Source organism: Stenotrophomonas maltophilia group sp. vghtpe118, assembly GCF_052605195.1.
Genome location: NZ_CP199672.1, coordinates 4,121,040 through 4,138,070, shown reverse-complemented (window position 1 = coordinate 4,138,070; position 17,031 = coordinate 4,121,040). Strand labels below are relative to the sequence as shown.

The 17,031-nt window shown below is 67.1% G+C and carries 15 protein-coding genes; 11 read left to right on the top strand and 4 right to left on the bottom strand.

Annotation, left to right across the window (positions count from 1 at the left end):
- Positions 1-72: 72 nt before the first annotated feature.
- The 8 genes from lpxD to ACUDTM_RS18875 all read left to right on the top strand — a co-directional run bounded on the left by lpxD (position 73) and on the right by ACUDTM_RS18875 (position 10,094).
- A complete protein-coding gene (lpxD, locus tag ACUDTM_RS18910) occupies positions 73-1,095 on the top strand; it encodes a UDP-3-O-(3-hydroxymyristoyl)glucosamine N-acyltransferase (RefSeq protein WP_065177436.1) in 1,023 nt (340 codons plus the stop codon).
- Positions 1,092-1,550, top strand: a complete 459-nt coding sequence (fabZ, locus tag ACUDTM_RS18905; protein ID WP_005415845.1) for a 3-hydroxyacyl-ACP dehydratase FabZ — start codon at positions 1,092-1,094, stop codon at positions 1,548-1,550. Before lpxD ends, fabZ begins: the two co-directional genes overlap by 4 nt.
- 16 nt (positions 1,551-1,566) lie before the next feature.
- Positions 1,567-2,358, top strand: coding sequence for an acyl-ACP--UDP-N-acetylglucosamine O-acyltransferase (gene lpxA / locus ACUDTM_RS18900; protein WP_445391449.1), 792 nt, complete (start codon positions 1,567-1,569; stop codon positions 2,356-2,358).
- 53 nt (positions 2,359-2,411) lie between these two features.
- Positions 2,412-3,614, top strand: a complete 1,203-nt coding sequence (gene lpxB / locus ACUDTM_RS18895) for a lipid-A-disaccharide synthase (RefSeq protein ID WP_227836671.1) — start codon at positions 2,412-2,414, stop codon at positions 3,612-3,614.
- Positions 3,611-4,270, top strand: a complete 660-nt coding sequence (locus ACUDTM_RS18890; protein ID WP_049416727.1) for a ribonuclease HII — start codon at positions 3,611-3,613, stop codon at positions 4,268-4,270. Before lpxB ends, ACUDTM_RS18890 begins: the two co-directional genes overlap by 4 nt.
- Positions 4,271-4,507: 237 nt before the next feature.
- Complete coding sequence (gene dnaE, locus ACUDTM_RS18885) at positions 4,508-8,095, top strand: DNA polymerase III subunit alpha (protein ID WP_072166815.1); 3,588 nt, start codon at positions 4,508-4,510, stop codon at positions 8,093-8,095.
- A 56-nt stretch (positions 8,096-8,151) separates the two neighbouring features.
- On the top strand, positions 8,152-9,021 hold the full coding sequence (locus ACUDTM_RS18880) for a hypothetical protein (RefSeq protein ID WP_088496935.1): 870 nt from the start codon (positions 8,152-8,154) through the stop codon (positions 9,019-9,021).
- Between the two features lie 113 nt (positions 9,022-9,134).
- Complete coding sequence (locus tag ACUDTM_RS18875) at positions 9,135-10,094, top strand: acetyl-CoA carboxylase carboxyltransferase subunit alpha (RefSeq protein ID WP_072166817.1); 960 nt, start codon at positions 9,135-9,137, stop codon at positions 10,092-10,094.
- A 275-nt stretch (positions 10,095-10,369) separates the two neighbouring features.
- Here ACUDTM_RS18875 and ACUDTM_RS18870 read toward each other — a convergent pair whose 3' ends face one another.
- Positions 10,370-10,825, bottom strand: coding sequence for a CopD family protein (locus tag ACUDTM_RS18870; RefSeq protein WP_053497082.1), 456 nt, complete (start codon positions 10,823-10,825; stop codon positions 10,370-10,372).
- Between the two features lie 187 nt (positions 10,826-11,012).
- On the opposite strand from ACUDTM_RS18870, the gene ACUDTM_RS18865 reads away from it, so the two are divergent.
- Positions 11,013-11,603 carry a class I SAM-dependent DNA methyltransferase gene (locus tag ACUDTM_RS18865; RefSeq protein WP_072166818.1) on the top strand — a complete coding sequence of 197 codons (591 nt, stop codon included), beginning with the start codon at positions 11,013-11,015 and terminating at the stop codon, positions 11,601-11,603.
- A 93-nt stretch (positions 11,604-11,696) separates the two neighbouring features.
- Positions 11,697-13,004 carry a polyhydroxyalkanoate depolymerase gene (locus ACUDTM_RS18860; RefSeq protein WP_061480170.1) on the top strand — a complete coding sequence of 436 codons (1,308 nt, stop codon included), beginning with the start codon at positions 11,697-11,699 and terminating at the stop codon, positions 13,002-13,004.
- A gap of 110 nt (positions 13,005-13,114) precedes the next feature.
- On the opposite strand, the gene ACUDTM_RS18855 is transcribed toward ACUDTM_RS18860, so the two are convergent.
- On the bottom strand, positions 13,115-14,104 hold the full coding sequence (locus ACUDTM_RS18855) for a sensor domain-containing protein (RefSeq protein WP_061480675.1): 990 nt from the start codon (positions 14,102-14,104) through the stop codon (positions 13,115-13,117).
- Complete coding sequence (locus tag ACUDTM_RS18850; RefSeq protein WP_004150914.1) at positions 14,101-14,466, bottom strand: PadR family transcriptional regulator; 366 nt, start codon at positions 14,464-14,466, stop codon at positions 14,101-14,103. Before ACUDTM_RS18850 ends, ACUDTM_RS18855 begins: the two co-directional genes overlap by 4 nt.
- A 136-nt stretch (positions 14,467-14,602) precedes the next feature.
- Between ACUDTM_RS18850 and ACUDTM_RS18845 the strand changes: the two genes are divergently transcribed.
- Positions 14,603-15,505, top strand: coding sequence for a peptidylprolyl isomerase (locus ACUDTM_RS18845; RefSeq protein WP_353080181.1), 903 nt, complete (start codon positions 14,603-14,605; stop codon positions 15,503-15,505).
- Positions 15,506-16,089: 584 nt separating this feature from the next.
- Here ACUDTM_RS18845 and ACUDTM_RS18840 read toward each other — a convergent pair.
- Positions 16,090-16,962 (bottom strand): DMT family transporter, encoded by an 873-nt coding sequence (locus tag ACUDTM_RS18840; RefSeq protein ID WP_353080180.1) that lies wholly within the window; start codon positions 16,960-16,962, stop codon positions 16,090-16,092.
- Positions 16,963-17,031 lie beyond the last annotated feature (69 nt).

The window sequence follows — 17,031 nt, the reverse complement described above, 5'->3', positions numbered from 1 at the left end:
CCCCGGGACATCAGGCAGGCGCCGCTTTTGACCCTGCATGACCGAAATGGCGTCACACGTTAAACTCCCGCCGTGAACACTCCCACCTACACCGCCCAGCAACTCGCCGAGCAGTTCGGCCTGCAGGTCCATGGCGATCCCGCTACCGCCATCCATGGCGTGGCCACCCTCGCCCATGCCGGTCCTGGCCAGCTGACCTTCCTTGCCAACCCGCGCTACCGCGCCCAGCTGGCCGACAGCCAGGCCTCGCTGGTGGTGCTGCGTGCCGACGACGCCGAGTCCGCTCCCGGCGCCGCGCTCGTCGCCAAGGACCCGTACACCACCTTCGCCAAGATTGCCGCACTGTTCGACATCGCGCCGACCCGCCCGCCGGGCATCCATCCCAGCGCAGTGATCGATCCCAGCGCCCAGGTCGCGGCCAGCGCCCATATCGGCCCGTTCGTCTCGGTGGGTGCGCGCAGCGTCGTCGGCGAGAACTGCATCATCGGCACCGGCAGCGTGATCGGCGAGGACTGCAGCCTGGATTCCGGCTGTGAGCTGATCGCACGGGTCACCCTGGTCACCCGGGTCAGGCTGGGCAAGCGCGTGCGCGTGCATCCCGGTGCCGTGCTCGGCGCCGATGGCTTCGGCCTGGCGATGGACGCCGGCAAGTGGATCAAGGTGCCGCAGCTCGGCGGCGTCCGCATCGGCGATGACTGCGAGATCGGCGCCAACACCTGCGTCGACCGTGGTGCGCTGGAAGACACCGTGCTGGACGAAGACGTGCGCCTGGACAACCTGGTGCAGATTGCCCACAACGTGCAGATCGGCGCGCACTCGGCCATTGCCGGCTGCACCGGCATCGCCGGCAGCGCCAAGATCGGCCGTTACTGCCTGCTCGGCGGCCACGTTGGCGTGGTCGGCCACCTCGAGATCTGCGACAAGGTCGTGATCACCGGCAAGTCGGTGGTCCGCAACTCCATCCATGAGCCGGGCGAGTACTCGTCCGGCACCCCATTGACCGACAACCGCACGTGGCGCAAGAACGCCGCGCGTTTCAAGCAGCTGGACGCATTGGCTCGCCGCGTTCTGGCTGCTGGCAAGGAGAAAGAATGAACGATTCGCTGCAGCTTCCGATCGACGTCTGCCAGATCCAGGAACTGCTTCCACATCGCTACCCGTTCCTGCTGGTGGACCGGGTGCTCGAACTCGACGTCGAGGCCAAGCGGATCCTGGCGCAGAAGAACGTGAGCATCAACGAGCCGTTCTTCCAGGGCCACTTCCCGGGCCGCCCGATCATGCCCGGGGTGCTGATCATCGAAGCGCTGGCGCAGGCTGGCGGTGTCATGACCCAGCTCACGCTCGGCCGCGATGCGCAGTCCAAGCTGTTCTACATGGTCAAGGTGGAAAACGCCCGCTTCAACAAGCAGGTCGTGCCCGGTGACGTGCTGATGCTGGACGTGCAGATGAAGCGCCTGATCCGCAACATGGGCTGGTACTACGGCGAAGCCAAGGTCAACGGCGAAGTCGTCGCGTCGGCCGAGGTCATGTGTGCTGGCGCCAAGGGCTGATCCACTGGAGGCAGCAATGACTGACAACGCACCGCGGATCCACCCCACCGCCGTCATCGACCCGGCCGCACGCCTGGCCGATGATGTCCAGGTGGGCGCCTTCACTCTGATCGGCCCCGATGTTGAAATCGGTGCCGGCACGGTGGTGGGCCCCCATTGCAGCATCCACGGCCCGACCCGGATCGGCCGCGACAACCGCTTCGTCGGCCATGCCGCGATCGGTGGCGAGCCGCAGGACAAGAAGTTCGGCGGCGAGCGTACCGAACTGGTGATCGGCGATCGCAACGTGTTCCGCGAGTTCGTCACGCTCAACCGTGGCACCGGCGGCGGCGGCGGCATCACCACCATCGGCAACGACAACTGGATGCTGGCCTACACGCACGTGGCACACGACTGCCATGTCGGCAACTTCTGCGTGTTCTCCAACAACACCACTCTGGCTGGCCACGTGACCGTGGGCGACTACGTGATCATCAGCGGCTTCGCCGGTGCCCACCAGTTCTGCCGCATCGGCGCGCATGCCTTCCTCGGCATGGGCGCGCTGACCAATGGTGATGTACCGCCGTTCACCATGGTCGGCACCGATTCGCTGGGACGCCCGCGTGGCATCAACAGCGAAGGCCTGAAGCGGCGCGGCTTCGACGCTGACCGCATTTCGGCCATCAAGCGTGCGTACCGCACGCTGTACGTCGCGGGCCTGCCGCTGGCAGAGGCCAAGGTGCAGCTGACCGAACAGGCGCGTGACAGCAACGACGTGAAGGCGATGCTGGACTTCATCGAGCACGCCGAGAGGCCCCTGCTGCGATGAGCAGCTCGACCGGCCAGGCGCCGGCCGGCGCCGCGGTGATCCCGCTGGCCTCGATGGCCGGCAGCGTTCCCGCACAGCGGGTGCTCAGCGAGCGCCCGTTGCGGATCGCGCTGGTTGCCGGTGAAGCCTCCGGCGACCTGCTCGGTGCGGGCCTGGTGCGTGAACTGAAGGCGCGCTTCCCGAATGCCGAGTTCGCCGGTATCGGCGGCGATGCCATGCGCAGCGCCGGCTGCCAGACCTGGCACGATGCCAGCGAGCTGGCGGTGATGGGCCTGACCGAAGTGCTGCGCCACCTGCCACGCCTGCTCAAGCTGCGCTCGGCGTTCCGCCAGCGTGCGCTGGACTGGCAGCCGGACGTGTTCATCGGCATCGACGCCCCCGACTTCAACCTGGGCATCGAGCGCTGGTTGAAACAGCGCGGCGTGCGCACCGTGCATTACGTCAGCCCGTCAGTCTGGGCCTGGCGCGAAAAGCGCGCCGAGAAGATCGGCAGCAGCGCCGACCTGGTGCTGTGCCTGTTCCCGATGGAGCCGCCGATCTATGCCCGGCACGGCATCGACGCGCGCTTCGTCGGCCACCCGATGGCCGATGACATTCCGCTGCAGGGCAACCGCGAGGAAGCACGCGCCGCGCTCGGCCTGCCAGCCTCGGCCAAGGTGCTGGCGGTGTTGCCGGGCAGCCGCCTCGGCGAGATCTCGCGCCTGGGCGAGCCGTTCTTCGAAGCGGCCTGGCAGGTCTCCGAACGCATTCCGGGCCTGCACGTGGTGGTGCCTGCCGCCAACCCGGCCTGCAGGCAGCTGATCGAAGAACAGCTGTCGCGCTCGGCGCTGCCGGTGGCCTACTCGCACGTGCTGGACGGCCAGGCGCGCAACGCGATGATCGCCGCCGACGTGGTGGTGCTGGCCTCCGGTACCGCGACCCTGGAGGCCATGCTGGTGAAGCGACCGATGGTGGTCGGTTACCGTGTCAACGAACTGACCTATCGACTGGTGAAGGCGCTTGGCCTGATCAAGGTCGACCGCTTCGCCCTGCCCAACATCCTGGCCGGGCAGGACCTGGCACCGGAACTGATGCAGCACGACTGCACGCCGGACAGGCTGGCCGCGGCCATCCAGCAGTGGTTCGACCACCCGCAGCGGGTGAGCGACCTGCAGGACACTTACGTGCGCCTGCACGAACGCCTGCGACGCAACGCCTCGGCGCGTGCCGCCGATGCCGTCGGCGAGCTGCTGATGCGCGACCAGGCCCAGGCATGAGCCGCCGTCACGCCGCCGCAGCCAGCCTGACCCTGTTCGACGGCGTGGCCGTGGTCGAGCCGGAGCGTCTTGTGGCCGGCGTCGACGAGGCCGGGCGTGGCCCGCTGGCCGGGCCGGTGGCGGTGGCGGCGGTGGTGTTCGACCCGGCGCGGCCACGGATCAACGGCCTGGACGACTCCAAGCAGCTCACCGCGGCCCGCCGCGAGCAGCTGCATGACCGCATCATCGAGCGCGCCCTGGCCTGGCACGTGGTGCTGGTGGACGTGGACACCATCGACCGCCTGAACATCTACCAGGCCACCCTGCAGGGCATGCGTGACGTCGTTGCAGCGGTCGCCCATGTGGCCGGCTTCGCCCGCATCGACGGCAATGTGGTGCCCAAGGGCCTGGTGCTGCCGGCGCAGGCGCTGGTCGGCGGCGATGGCATCGACCGCGCAATCATGGCCGCATCGATCCTGGCCAAGGTCTCGCGCGACCGCTACATGCAGGATGTGCATGCCCGCCACCCGCAATACGGCTTCGAGCAGCACAAGGGCTACGGCACTCCGGCCCACCTCGCCGCCCTGCGCGAGCACGGCCCCTGCGTGGAGCATCGGCGCAGCTTCGCACCGGTGCGTGAGTGCCTGGACCTGGCGCAGGCGGCGGCCATCGCCTGAGCCAGCTGGAGTTGTAGGGCCGAGCCCATGCTCGGCTGCTGTGGACAGCCGAGCATGGGCTCGGCGCTACAGAAGGCGGCCTCCCGCACGCCTGAATCCGGCGCCACGCCGTGCCCCTGTCAAGCCTTGTGGCAACCCCCTGCCCTCGCTACCCTGACCGGGCATTCCAGCGCTTCCCGACCCCGGCGACGAACCTCCGTCAGCACCCGGGGCCCGCGCGCTCCAACCTGGTCCGGCATGTCCAACTCCCGCTTCGTACATCTCCACGTCCACACCGAGTTCTCGCTGGCGGACTCCACCATCCGTGTGCCGGCCAAGCCGGACCAGGCGGACCCGAAGAAGGCCAAGCAGGCCAACCTGCTGTCGCGCTCGGTGGAGCTCGGCCTGCCCGCGCTGGCGGTGACCGATCTCAACAACCTGTTCGCCCTGGTCAAGTTCTACAAGGCCGCCGAAGGCGTCGGCATCAAGCCGATCGCCGGTGCCGACGTGCTGATCGCAGAGGAAGGCCAGGACCCGTGGCGGATGACCCTGCTGTGCCGCGACCGCGAGGGCTACCTGAGCCTGTCGCGGCTGCTGACCCGCGCCTGGATGGAAGGCCATCGCCCGGAAGGCGGCGTGGCCATCCACCCGGACTGGCTGAAGGCCGGCAATGCCAACCTGTTCGCGCTGGCCGGCCGGCAGAGCCTGGCCGGGCGCCTGGCACTGGACGGCAAGCATGAACTGGCCGAGCAGCAGCTGGCCGACTGGCAGCGCGTATTCGGCGATGGCCTGCACCTGGAGCTGACCCGTACCGGCCGCGAGGGCGAGGAAACCTTCAACCAGTTCGCGCTGATGGCCGCTGGCCAGCGCGGCCTGCCGGTGGTCGCCAGCAATGACGTGCGCTTCCTGTCGCCGTCGGATTTCAGCGCGCACGAAGCGCGCGTGTGCATTTCCACCGGCCGCGTGCTGGACGATCCCAAGCGTCCGCGCGAGTACAGCGACCAGCAGTACCTGAAGTCGGCCGAGGAGATGTGCGCGCTGTTCGCCGACATCCCCGATGCGATCGACAACACGCTGGCGCTGGCCGAGCGCTGCAACATCGAGATGCGGCTGGGCACCTACTTCCTGCCCAACTACCCGGTGCCCGACGACGAGACCCTGGACACCTGGATCCAGAAGATGTCGCGCGACGGCCTGGAAGAGCGCCTGGAGAAGAATCCGCTGGCGCCGGGCAAGACCCGTGAGGAGTACTTCGAGCGCCTGGAGTTCGAGCTCAACACCATCATCAAGATGGGCTTCCCCGGCTACTTCCTGATCGTGGCCGACTTCATCCAGTGGGGCAAGAACCAGGGCATCCCGATCGGTCCCGGCCGCGGCTCGGGTGCCGGCTCGCTGGTGGCCTGGGCGCTGAAGATTACCGACCTGGACCCGCTGCCGTACAACCTGCTGTTCGAGCGATTCCTGAACCCGGAACGCGTGTCGATGCCCGACTTCGACATCGACTTCTGCATGGACCGCCGCGACGAGGTGATCGACTACGTCGCCCGCAAGTACGGGCGCGAGCGCGTCAGCCAGATCATCACCTACGGCACCATGGCCGCCAAGGCGGTGGTGCGCGACTCCGGCCGCGTGCTCGGCTTCCCGTATGGCCTGGTCGACGGTGTTTCCAAGCTGATCCCGAACATCCTGGGCATCCACCTGAAGGATGCGCTGGGCAAGGGCAAGGAAGGCCCGAGCTCGGAAATGGCCTCGGCCGAACTGATCCAGCGCTATGAGACCGAGGACGATGTCCGCGACCTGATCGATCTGGCGCTGCAGCTGGAAGACCTGACCCGCAACGCCGGCAAGCACGCCGGTGGCGTGGTGATCGGGCCCGAGCCGCTGAGCGAGTTCTGCCCGCTGTACGCCGAACACGACGAAAATGGGCTCGGCAAGAACCCGGTCACCCAGTTCGACAAGAACGACGTTGAAGAAGTGGGCCTGGTGAAGTTCGACTTCCTCGGCCTGCGCACGCTGACCATCATCGACTGGGCAGTGAAGGCGATCAACAAGCGTCACGAACGCGCGGGCATTCCGCCGGTCGACATTGCCGCGATCCCGCTCGACGATGCGCCCACCTACAAGGACATCTTCGCCAACGGCAACACCGGCGCGGTGTTCCAGTTCGAGTCCTCGGGCATGCGCCGCCTGCTGAAGGACGCGCGCCCCGACCGCTTCGAAGACCTGATCGCGCTGGTGTCGCTGTATCGCCCCGGCCCGATGGATCTGATTCCCTCCTTCAACGCGCGCAAGCACGGCCAGGAAGAGATCATCTATCCCGATCCGCGCACCGAAGCGATCCTGAAGGACACCTACGGCATCATGGTGTACCAGGAGCAGGTGATGCAGATGGCGCAGATCGTCGGCGGCTACTCGCTGGGCGGCGCTGACCTGCTGCGACGCGCGATGGGCAAGAAGGTGCCGGCGGAAATGGCCAAGCATCGCGAGATCTTCCGCGAAGGTGCAGCCAAGGGCGGCGTCGACGGCCCCAAGGCCGACGAAATCTTCGACCTGATGGAGAAGTTCGCCGGCTATGGCTTCAACAAGTCGCACGCCGCTGCATACGCACTGGTCAGCTACCAGACCGCCTGGCTGAAGCGCCATTACCCGGCAGAGTTCATGGCGGCCACGCTGTCTTCGGACCTGGACAACACCGACAAGGTGGTTGGCTTCCTCGACGAGGTGCGCAACCTCGGCCTGACCGTGCTGCCGCCGAAGGTGAACCAGTCGGCCTTCATGTTCGAAGCGGTCACGCCGGACACGATCCAGTACGGTCTGGGCGCGATCAAGGGCGTCGGCCAGGGCGCCTGCGAAGCGGTGGTCGAGGAACGACTGAAGGGCGGACCGTTCAAGGATCTGCTGGACTTCTGCACCCGCGTCGGCTCGGCCAAGCTCAACCGGCGCACGCTGGAAGCGATGATCAACTGTGGCGCGCTCGATGAACTCGGCCGCAACCGTGCCTCGCTGATGCTGCAGCTGCCGGAAGTGATCAAGGCCACCGACCAGATGGCACGCGAGCGTGCGTCCGGGCAGAATTCGCTGTTTGGCGGGCCCGATCCGAGCACCGTTTCGATCCAGCTGGACCTGCCGGAAGCCGAAGAATGGCCGCTGCTGCAGCGCCTCAACGGCGAGCGCGATACGCTGGGCTTCTACCTCAGCGGCCACCCGTTCGATCCCTGGCGCGACGATGTGCGCGATCTGGTAGGCAACGACCTGGGTTCGGTGGAGAAAATCTGGAGCGCCAACAGCGGCGGCGGTGGCGGCGAGAAGCGCTGGCGCCCGGAAGTGCAGACCGTGCTGGCCGGCCAGGTGGTCGGCGTGCGCCGCAAGGGCGAAAGCCAGATTTTCATCCAGCTGGAGGACGGTCGCGGCCGGGTGGAGTGCAGCGCGTTCTCCGATGCGATGGCCGAGTTCGGCCACCTGATGACCAAGGACCGCATCCTGGTGGTGAAGGGTGGCCTGCGTGAGGACGAATTCAACGGCGGCTTCGCGTTGCGCATCCGCCAGTGCTGGGACTTCGACGAAGTGTGCGCCAACTACGCCACGCGGCTGTCGCTGCGCCTGGACCTGCGCCAGCAGCGCCCGGTCTGGGAGCGCATCAATGCCCTGCTCGACCGCCATCGCCCGGGGCGCACGCCGCTGCGCCTGGACCTGCTGCTGAAGGGCCCGCACGGCGGTGTCGCCGGCATGCTGGATGTCTCCGGGCAGAGCGCAGTGCGCATCGATTCCAAGCTGATGGAGGCGCTGCGCGCCGACCCGGCCGTACGTACGCTGAAGGTGCGCTACAGCCCGCCGTGGGCCAGCTGAGGCTGGCTGCTTCGTGTTCCTGTTTTTCCCGTTCCAGTCATCAAGGACGATTGCCGATGAAGACCCTGCTGTTCCCGTTCGTTGCCGCACTGGCGCTGGCCGCCTGCTCGCCGTCGAAGATCGAGTTCCAGATCGACAATCCGACCGACACGCCGCTGGCGCTGAGCATCGACGGCCAGGACCTGCCAGTGGCTGCGCACGGCTCGCGCCCGGTCTCGCTGGCCATTGGCGAGCATCGCCTGCACACCGACACGCTCGGCGATGTGCGCTTCATCGTCTACGTCGATGGCCGCGGCGGCCTGATCAACCCGACCCTGAGCGAGTACGTGATCGCTCGCGAGGTCTATGTCACCGACGAGAGCAAGCTGAAGAACTTCGGCACCGGCAAGGCCGGCATCGAGCTGGGCGGCGTCGACTTCGAGGGCCCGTTCGAGAAGAGCCACGAACTGTTCATCGACAAGACCTGGACCTACGGCGTGCGCGAACCCTTCCCGACGGAAAAGGTGGTGGCCCACGTCGACGCCAGCGGCGGCCAGATCGTGGCCAAGGTGTTCACGGCACCGGATTTCATCGCCTACGTCGAAGAAGGCATGGGCGAACCCGGTGCATTCAAGCGCGAACAGCCGGCCGGCTACGTGGCCCCGGCGTTCAGCCTGGAACCGGCCCCGGCCAGCCTGCCGGCACTCGACCCCGCCTTCGAGGCGCACGCCGCGCCGCTGCGCGAGGTCTATGCCCGCTGGCTGAAGGCCACCACCGCCGATGAACAGAAGGCCCTGCGCAAGCAGGACTTCGACGCGCAGATGGCCTTCACCTCGGCTACCGCCGCCCTGGGCAGCGGCCTGGGCCGGGAGGCCAACGAGGCCTACAACGACTTCGTTTCCCGGCGCAGCCAGTTGATGGGCCGCAGCGCCCTGGTGGTGCCCTGAGCTGACTGGCGCCGCCTGCCCGGCTGCGCTACCGTCGCCTTCCAGACGAAGGCGTACGGGTGGTTTGCACGCATTCGGCTAGAATTGCCCCCTTCTTTACACGACGGCTTCCGATGAATCCGAACTACCTCGACTTCGAGCAACCCATCGCCGACCTGGAAGCCAAGATCCAGGAACTGCGCAACGCCAGTGCCGGGCCGGCGGTCAATGTCGAGGCGGAAGTGCACGCGCTGCAGGACAAGCTGCGCATGCGCACCGCGCAGATCTTCCGCAACCTGACCTCGTGGCAGGTGCTGCAGCTGGCCCGGCACCCGTCGCGTCCGTATACCGCCGACTACATCCGCGTCATGTTCGATGAGTTCCAGGAGCTGGCCGGTGACCGCGCCTTCGCCGACGACAAGGCGATCATGGGCGGCCTGGCCCGCATCAATGGCCGCGCGGTAATGGTGATCGGCCACCAGAAGGGCCGCGATACCAAGGAAAAGATCAAGCGCAACTTCGGCATGCCCAAGCCGGAGGGTTACCGCAAGGCGCTGCGCCTGATGAAGATGGCCGAGCGCTTCGGCCTGCCGGTGCTGACCCTGATCGACACCGCCGGCGCCTGGCCGGGTATCGACGCCGAATCGCGCGGGCAGTCCGAGGCCATCGCGCGCAACCTGATCGAGATGGCCGAGCTGAAGGTGCCGATCATCTGCACCGTAATCGGTGAAGGCGGCTCCGGCGGCGCGCTGGCGCTGGGCGTGGGCGACCGCACCGTGATGCTGGAATACGCGGTGTACTCGACCATCACCCCGGAAGGCTGCGCCTCGATCCTGTGGAAGGACGCGGGCAAGGCCAAGGAAGCGGCCGAACAACTGGGCCTGACCGCCCCGCGCCTGAAGAGCCTGGGCCTGGTCGATAAGGTCGTGCGCGAGCCGACCGGTGGCGCCCACCGCAACCCGACGCAGATGGCCAAGCGCCTGAAGGCCGTGCTGCTGAACGAGCTGGACGCGCTGGAGAAGCTGTCCACCGAACAGCTGCTGGAGCAGCGCTACGCGCGCCTGCGCAGTTACGGTACGTACGAAGCGGCCTGATTCATCGGCTTGTTACTTTCTTGCTCGTGCAAGAAAGTAACCAAAGAACACGCCGCCGAACGCGAGCCGGTGCCACGCACCGGTTCCCTGCGCTTCTCGGTGAATCAGGGGACGGCGCCGAACTCGCTGCGCTCAGACATCGGCGCCTCTTCGCCCCTGTTTCACCTGCGATGCTCGGCTCGCTCATGGCGGACCTGAACATCAAAAGCCACAGCTGCACCCAGTAGATCCACGCCATGCGTGGATGCATCTGTGCGATGCGCTGCGCGCCCCGTTCAGAACGGCTTGGCCAGCACCAGCCACACGATCGGAATGAACGCCAGCAGCGGGATCTCGTTGATCCAGCGCAGCGCGCGCGACGACGGCAGCGCCCTGCCCTTGGCCACGCCCTTCAACAGACGGCCGATCCAGCTGAAATACACCAGCAGCACCACCACCAGGCCCAGCTTGGCGTGCAGCCAGCCAGCGCCGCCCGGCGCGACCATGGTCGGGAAATCCGGGATGACCTTGTAGCCCAGCCACAGCACCAGGCCCAGCACAAAGGCCAGGCCGAACATCGAGTGGCCGAAACGGTACAGGCGCAGGCCCATCAGCTGCAGGCGCTCGGTCACCGCCGGCTGGCCTGCGGTCTCGGCCAGGTTGACCAGGATGCGCGGCAGGTAGAACACCGTGGCCATCCACGCCACCACGAATACGATGTGGAAGGTCTTGACCCAGTAGTAGCTCTGCATGCGCTCGCTCCGGCGGCTGGCGTAGATGGGCGCCCATTGTCGCAGTAGAGCCACCTCCTGGGTGGCTGCCGCGTCCAATCGCCGCATCAGGACAGCCACGCATGGCGTGGCTCTACTGCGGGTCCGCCACACCCGGGGGCGCAACACCGTACGATAGGCGCCGTTTTCCCCGATCGCGCACCGCCCCATGGACAAGACCTACGACGCCGCCTACTTCCAACGCTGGTACCGCCGCGCCGACATCGGCGGCAGCGCCCGCCTGGCGCGCAAGGTTGCCCTGGCGGTGGCCAGTGCCGAGTACTACCTGGAACGACCGATCCGCAGTGTGCTGGACATCGGCTGCGGCGAAGGCGCCTGGCGTGCGCCGCTGCTGAAGCTGCGTCCGAAGGTCGAATACCTGGGCTTCGACAGCAGCGAGTACGCTGTGCGCCGCTACGGCCGCACCCGCAACCTGCACCTGGCCCGCTTCGGCGACTTCGCCTGGCTGCGGCCCTGCGCGCCGGTCGACCTGCTGGTGTGTTCGGACGTGATGCACTACGTGCCCGACCGCGAGCTGCGCGCCGGCCTGTCCGGCGTGGCCGAGCTGACCGGCGGTGTGGCCTTCCTGGAGACCTTCGCCGCCGAGGACGCGTTCGAAGGCGACCACGACGGCTTCCAGGCCCGCCCAGCACGCTGGTATCGGCGGACGCTGGCCCGGCACGGCCTGCAGCCGGTCGGGTCGCACTGCTGGCTCGGCCCCGCCCTGGCAGGCGATGCCGCCGCGCTGGAACGGATGTGAATCCAGATTCATTATTTTCAGCCAACTTAACCTGCGGGACACCCGGATGGGATATGCTGCGCGGCAACATATGACCATACATATTCGGTCGTCATGCTCTATCAACTGCACGAACTGACCCGCAACCTGCTCGCCCCCTGGGTGCACCAGGCCCAGGCCAACGCCAGATTCTTCGCCAACCCGGGCCACTGGTGGTCGCAGATGCCCGGCGCCGATCGCCTGGCGGCGGTCAATGAGCTGTTCCACCGCATCGGCAAGGATTACGAGAAGCCCGAGTGGGGCATCAACGAAATCGAGGTCGACGGCGAGCGCGTGCCGATCGTCGTGCACGAGGAAGTGAGCAAGCCGTTCTGCAAGCTGCTGCGCTTCAAGCGCCACAGCAATGAAGCCGAACAGCTGCACACCATGCTCAACCAGCCGTTCGTGCTGGTCGTGGCACCGCTGTCCGGGCACCACGCCACGTTGCTGCGCGATACCGTGCGCACGCTGCTGCGCGACCACCGTGTGTACGTCACCGACTGGGTGGACGCGCGCATGGTGCCGGCCAACGAAGGCGAGTTTGGCCTGGACGATTACATCGCCTACATCCAGGAGTTCATCCGCCATCTGGGCGTCGAACGCCTGCACGTGGTCAGCGTGTGCCAGCCGACGGTACCGGTGCTGGCCGCGGTTTCGCTGATGGCCAGCCGTGGCGAGCCGACACCGCGCACCCTGGTGATGATGGGCGGCCCGATCGATGCACGCTGCAGCCCGACCGCAGTGAACAACCTGGCCACGCAGAACCCGCTGTCGTGGTTCGAGAACAACGTCATCCACACCGTGCCGGCCAGCTATCCCGGCGCCGGCCGCCGCGTGTATCCGGGCTTCCTGCAGCACGCCGGCTTCCTGTCGATGAACCCCAGCCGCCACTTCAGTTCGCACTGGGATTTCTACACCGACCTGGTCAAGGGCGACCTGGAAGACGCCGACGCGCACCGTCGCTTCTACGACGAGTACAACGCGGTGCTGGACATGCCGGCCAAGTACTACCTGGATACCATCCGCGTGGTGTTCCAGGACTTCCTGCTGCCGCGTGGCGAGTGGGTGGTCAATGGCGAGAAGGTCGATCCGTCGGCGATCCGCGATACCGCGCTGCTGAGCATCGAGGGCGAACTGGACGACATCGCCGGCCTCGGCCAGACCGAAGCAGCGCAGGCGCTGTGCACCGGCATTGCTGCTGACCGCCGCGAGCATTTCATCGTCGAAGGCGCCGGCCACTACGGCATCTTCAGCGGCCGTCGCTGGCGCGAAGTGGTGTACCCGAAGGTGCGCGACTTCTTCGCTGCGCATGCCGAGGCACCGGCGGCAAAGGCCACGAAGAAGAAGAGCAACGTCACTCCGTTGCGGCGAAAGGCGGGGTAACTCCCCGCGGTGGGGTCGGATCCCTTTCCAACGGAAAGAGCTCTGACCCAGCATGATGGGATCCGGGGTCAGAGCCCTGTTCTGCGAACAGGGATCCGACCCCTGGCCTGTTACAACCGCACCAGCAGGTTCTTGGCAATCAGCCCGTGCAGCTTGCCGATGCCCCGTGCCAGGTGCATCGTCAACAGCAGCAGCAGCACGCCCACGGCTGCGATCACGATGCCCACCAGCGGCGAGGCGGCCATCGGCAGCACGTTCACGCCATCGACGTAGACACCCGGAATGTCACCGCTGAACAGCGCGGCCACCGGCGCCCAGATGAACCCCAGTGACAGCGACAGCAGCGTCACCGCGATGGTGAAGTAGACCACGCCCAACGGCAGCATCAGCACGAAGTACAGCAGGGTCAGCCAGGTACGGCCATCGGTGAACATGTCGCCGATGCGCTGCAGCCACGTGCGGCTACGGTCGGTGTAGCGCGGACGGCGCGGCATGCGCTCGCCCAGCAATGCTTCCACCAGCCGCCCTTCCAGCAGCGCCAGCCCGCGCACCGAGCCGAAGAACAGCACGGTCAGCGGAATCCCGACGATCAGGATCAACAGGCCGAGCGAGAGCGACAGGCCGGTCACCACCCAGGTGAAGAAGAAGATGCCGGTGGCCAGCGACAGCAGCATGTAGAACAGCGCGCCATAGGTATGCGGATCGGCCACCACGCCGAAGAAGCGCGCCAGCAGTGAGCGTTGCACTGGCGCCGGCGGCGGCGCAGCCGGTTCGACGCCGCTGGCTTCGGCGGCGGCACGCAGTACCGGCGCGGTATCCGCACGCGGCGTACGCAGCGCGCGGTTCACCGTCACTTCGGTCTCGCGGTAGATGTCGGCCACTTCGTCCGGCGCGCCATAGCTGCCGGCAACATCGGCGATCACCTCGGCCTCGCTGCGGCCGGGCTGTGCTGCCAGCTCCGAACGCAGGTATTCCTCGGCGTCGTACAGCGCGTCCTGCACCATCGCCGGATCGGCGCCCTCCAGCGCCGCGCGCAGCTGCGCCAGGTACTGCGGAATGGTGGTGGGCAGGGCACGGCCTGCCAGGCTCGGGTCGTTCATTGCGGTACCCCCTCCAACACGGAATCGACGGAATCACGGGTGGCCTGCCACGCTTGGCGCCACTGCGCCAGCACCTCGCGGCCACGTTCATTGATGCGGTAGTAGCGTCGCGGCGGCCCGCTGCTGGACGGCTCCACATGGCTTTCCAGCAGGCCGGCGCCCTCCAGGTTGCGCAGTACCGGGTACAGCGCGCTCTGCTTGCCGCTCAGCACGCCCTCGCCCACCCGCTCCAGCTCCTTGGCAATGAGGTAGCCGTACAGCGGCTCCCCGGCCCGGGCCAGCACCGCCAGCAGGGCCAGCGACACCGTTCCGGCGCTGAGCTCCTTCTGGAACTTCTTCAGGTGGACATCGTCCTCGGACATGGCCGGCCCTCCACTACGTTGAAGTCCACAGTAGTGCGAAGTTCGGTATAGCGAATGTGTCGTTAGTCACTCCGCCGGTTGGCGTGACCGAATTGCTCGCGCAGAATCGAAGCCTTGTTCATGTTCCGGGGTTCCCATGCCGCACCGTCGTCGCCTTGCCCTGACCGCCCTTGCCCTCGCCTGCCTGCTGCCCGCCATGGCCGGCGCGGCCACGCCCTACCGCAGCCCGCAGCAGATCCTGGACGCTTCGGCCGCCAGCGACTGGCGCACCCCCGACCCGGCCAACCTGCTGTACATGGACCTGCCGGCCGGGCGGGTGATCATCGAGCTGGCGCCGCAGTTCGCCCCCCGCCATGTCGCCAACATCCAGACCTTCGCCCACGAGCACTTCTGGGACGGCACCAGCATCTACCGCTCGCAGGACAACTTCGTGGTGCAGTTCGGCGATGCCGACGCCGATGACGCAGCCAAGGCCAGGCCGTTCGGCAGCGCCGCGCGCAAGCTGCCGGCCGAGTTCGAGCGCGCCAGCGCCGGCCTGAAGGTCAACGTGCTGCCGGATCGCGATGGCTGGGCCGCGCAGACCGGATTCGTCGACGGCTTCCCGGTCGGCCAGGACCCGCAGGCCGGCAAGACCTGGCTGGCGCACTGCTACGGCATGCTCGGTGCCGGCCGCAGCAACGAGGAAGACAGCAGCATCGGCGCCGAACTGTACGTGGTGACCGGGCAGTCACCGCGCCAGCTCGACCGCAACATCACGCTGGTTGGTCGCGTGCTGAAGGGCATGGAGCTGCTCAGCGCAACGCCGCGCGGACCGGCGCCGATGGGCTTCTACACCGACCCGAAGCTGCGTACGCCGATCATGTCGATCCGCCGCGCCAGCGATGTGCCGGCGGCCGAGCGCACGCCGATCCAGGTACTGCGTACCGACTCGAAGACCTTTGCCGATACGGTGGAGGCGCGGCGCAACCGCGTGGATGATTTCTACAAGCGCCCGGCGGGGCATATCGACCTCTGCAATATTCCGGTGCCGGTGCGGTAGGAGCCTGGCTTCCTGCGCGTTGCGCGTTGCACGTTGCGCGTTGCGCGTGCTGAAGGTACTTCGCTGTTCATGGGCGTTACTTTTCTTTGTGCGCAAAGAAAAGTAACCAAAAGAAACGCTCCGCCGGTCGCGAGCCGGTGCTGCGCACCGGTACCCTCCGCTCCTCGGCCCGTCGAGGGACGGCGCGGGAACTCGCTGCGCTCAGACACCCGCGCCTCTTCGCCCTCGCCGGACCTGCGGTGCTCGGCTCGCTCAAGGCGGACTGGAAGGTCAAGATCAACGGCAACAGCATCCACGCATGGCGTGGATCTACTGGGTGCAGCTGTCGCTCTTGATGTTGGGTCCGCCTTGAGCGAGCCGAGCATCGCAGGGGAATCAGGGGCGAAGAGGCGCCGGTGTTTGAGCGTAGCGAGTTCGGCGCCGTCCCCTGATTCACCGAGAAGCGCAGGGGACCGACGTGCGAAGCGCGGCGGCTCGCGACCTGGCGGCGCGTCTCTTTTGGTTACTTTTCTTTTCGCGCGAAAAGAAAAGTAACGCCCATGAACAGTGAAGCACCTTCAGCACGTGCCACGTGCAAAAACGTCTCAGCCCTTCTGACTCACCGCCACGCTACCCAGAATCAACACACCCGCAATCAACATCTGCACCGTCACCGCCTCCCCCAGGAACAACCACGCAAACGCCGCGCCGAACAGCGGAATCAGGTAGGTCACCGTCGACGCACGCGACGGGCCGATACGGCCGATCAGGCGATAGAACATCAGGAACGCCAGCCCGGTGCAGGCCACGCCGAGGGCGATCGCCGCGCCCCAGGCCTTGGCCGGAATCGCCGCCTGCGGCCAGTGGCTGACCGCCATCGGCAGCATCCACAGCGAGGCACACGACAGCGTTGCCGCCGCGGCGGCGGCCGACGGCAACCCGGTCATGTGCCGCTTCACCAGGTTCACGCCCAGGCCGTACAGCAGCGATGCCGCCGCACCGGCCAGCACTGCGGTGCCGATGCTCAGGCCGGAGACCTTGGCCGTGGCCAGCACCACCACGCCGGCGAAGCCGACCAGCAGCGCCCCGGCACGACGCATGCCGATCTTCTCGCCGAAGAACAGGAACGCGATCAGCGCGGCGAACAGCACCGTCATCGCATTGCAGATCGCACCGATCGCGGCCGGCGCCTGCTCGGCGGCGTAGGCAAACAGCACGAACGGCAGCGCTGAGTTGATCAGGCCGATCGGTGCCAACCACAGCCAGCGGCGCGGCGGGAACTGCGCGCGAGCGCGCCACAGGAACGGCAGCAGCACCAGCGCGCCCAGCACCAGCCGTACCTCGACCAGCGCGAATGGGCCGAACGACGGCACCGCCACCCGCATGAACAGGAACGAGCAGCCCCAGATGGCGCCCAGCAGGGTCAATTCCAGCGGCGTGCGCCAGTCGCGCTCGGCCGCCTGTGGGATCGCATTCATGTCCTGCCTCCGTCCATCGTCTGTTCCTCGCCAAGGCAGACAGGATCAGGCGCAGACGCCCGCCGCACA

What these genes read in the sequence shown, in the direction of transcription:
- fabZ (WP_005415845.1), top strand. Translation starts at nt 1,092, where the DNA reads ATGAACGATTCGCTGCAGCTTCCGATCGACGTCTGCCAGATCCAGGAA.
- lpxA (WP_445391449.1), top strand. Translation starts at nt 1,567, where the DNA reads ATGACTGACAACGCACCGCGGATCCACCCCACCGCCGTCATCGACCCG.
- lpxB (WP_227836671.1), top strand. Translation starts at nt 2,412, where the DNA reads ATGGCCGGCAGCGTTCCCGCACAGCGGGTGCTCAGCGAGCGCCCGTTG.
- ACUDTM_RS18890 (WP_049416727.1), top strand. Translation starts at nt 3,611, where the DNA reads ATGAGCCGCCGTCACGCCGCCGCAGCCAGCCTGACCCTGTTCGACGGC.
- dnaE (WP_072166815.1), top strand. Translation starts at nt 4,508, where the DNA reads ATGTCCAACTCCCGCTTCGTACATCTCCACGTCCACACCGAGTTCTCG.
- ACUDTM_RS18880 (WP_088496935.1), top strand. Translation starts at nt 8,152, where the DNA reads ATGAAGACCCTGCTGTTCCCGTTCGTTGCCGCACTGGCGCTGGCCGCC.
- ACUDTM_RS18875 (WP_072166817.1), top strand. Translation starts at nt 9,135, where the DNA reads ATGAATCCGAACTACCTCGACTTCGAGCAACCCATCGCCGACCTGGAA.
- ACUDTM_RS18870 (WP_053497082.1), bottom strand. Translation starts at nt 10,825, where the DNA reads ATGCAGAGCTACTACTGGGTCAAGACCTTCCACATCGTATTCGTGGTG.
- ACUDTM_RS18865 (WP_072166818.1), top strand. Translation starts at nt 11,013, where the DNA reads ATGGACAAGACCTACGACGCCGCCTACTTCCAACGCTGGTACCGCCGC.
- ACUDTM_RS18860 (WP_061480170.1), top strand. Translation starts at nt 11,697, where the DNA reads ATGCTCTATCAACTGCACGAACTGACCCGCAACCTGCTCGCCCCCTGG.
- ACUDTM_RS18855 (WP_061480675.1), bottom strand. Translation starts at nt 14,104, where the DNA reads ATGAACGACCCGAGCCTGGCAGGCCGTGCCCTGCCCACCACCATTCCG.
- ACUDTM_RS18850 (WP_004150914.1), bottom strand. Translation starts at nt 14,466, where the DNA reads ATGTCCGAGGACGATGTCCACCTGAAGAAGTTCCAGAAGGAGCTCAGC.
- ACUDTM_RS18845 (WP_353080181.1), top strand. Translation starts at nt 14,603, where the DNA reads ATGCCGCACCGTCGTCGCCTTGCCCTGACCGCCCTTGCCCTCGCCTGC.
- ACUDTM_RS18840 (WP_353080180.1), bottom strand. Translation starts at nt 16,962, where the DNA reads ATGAATGCGATCCCACAGGCGGCCGAGCGCGACTGGCGCACGCCGCTG.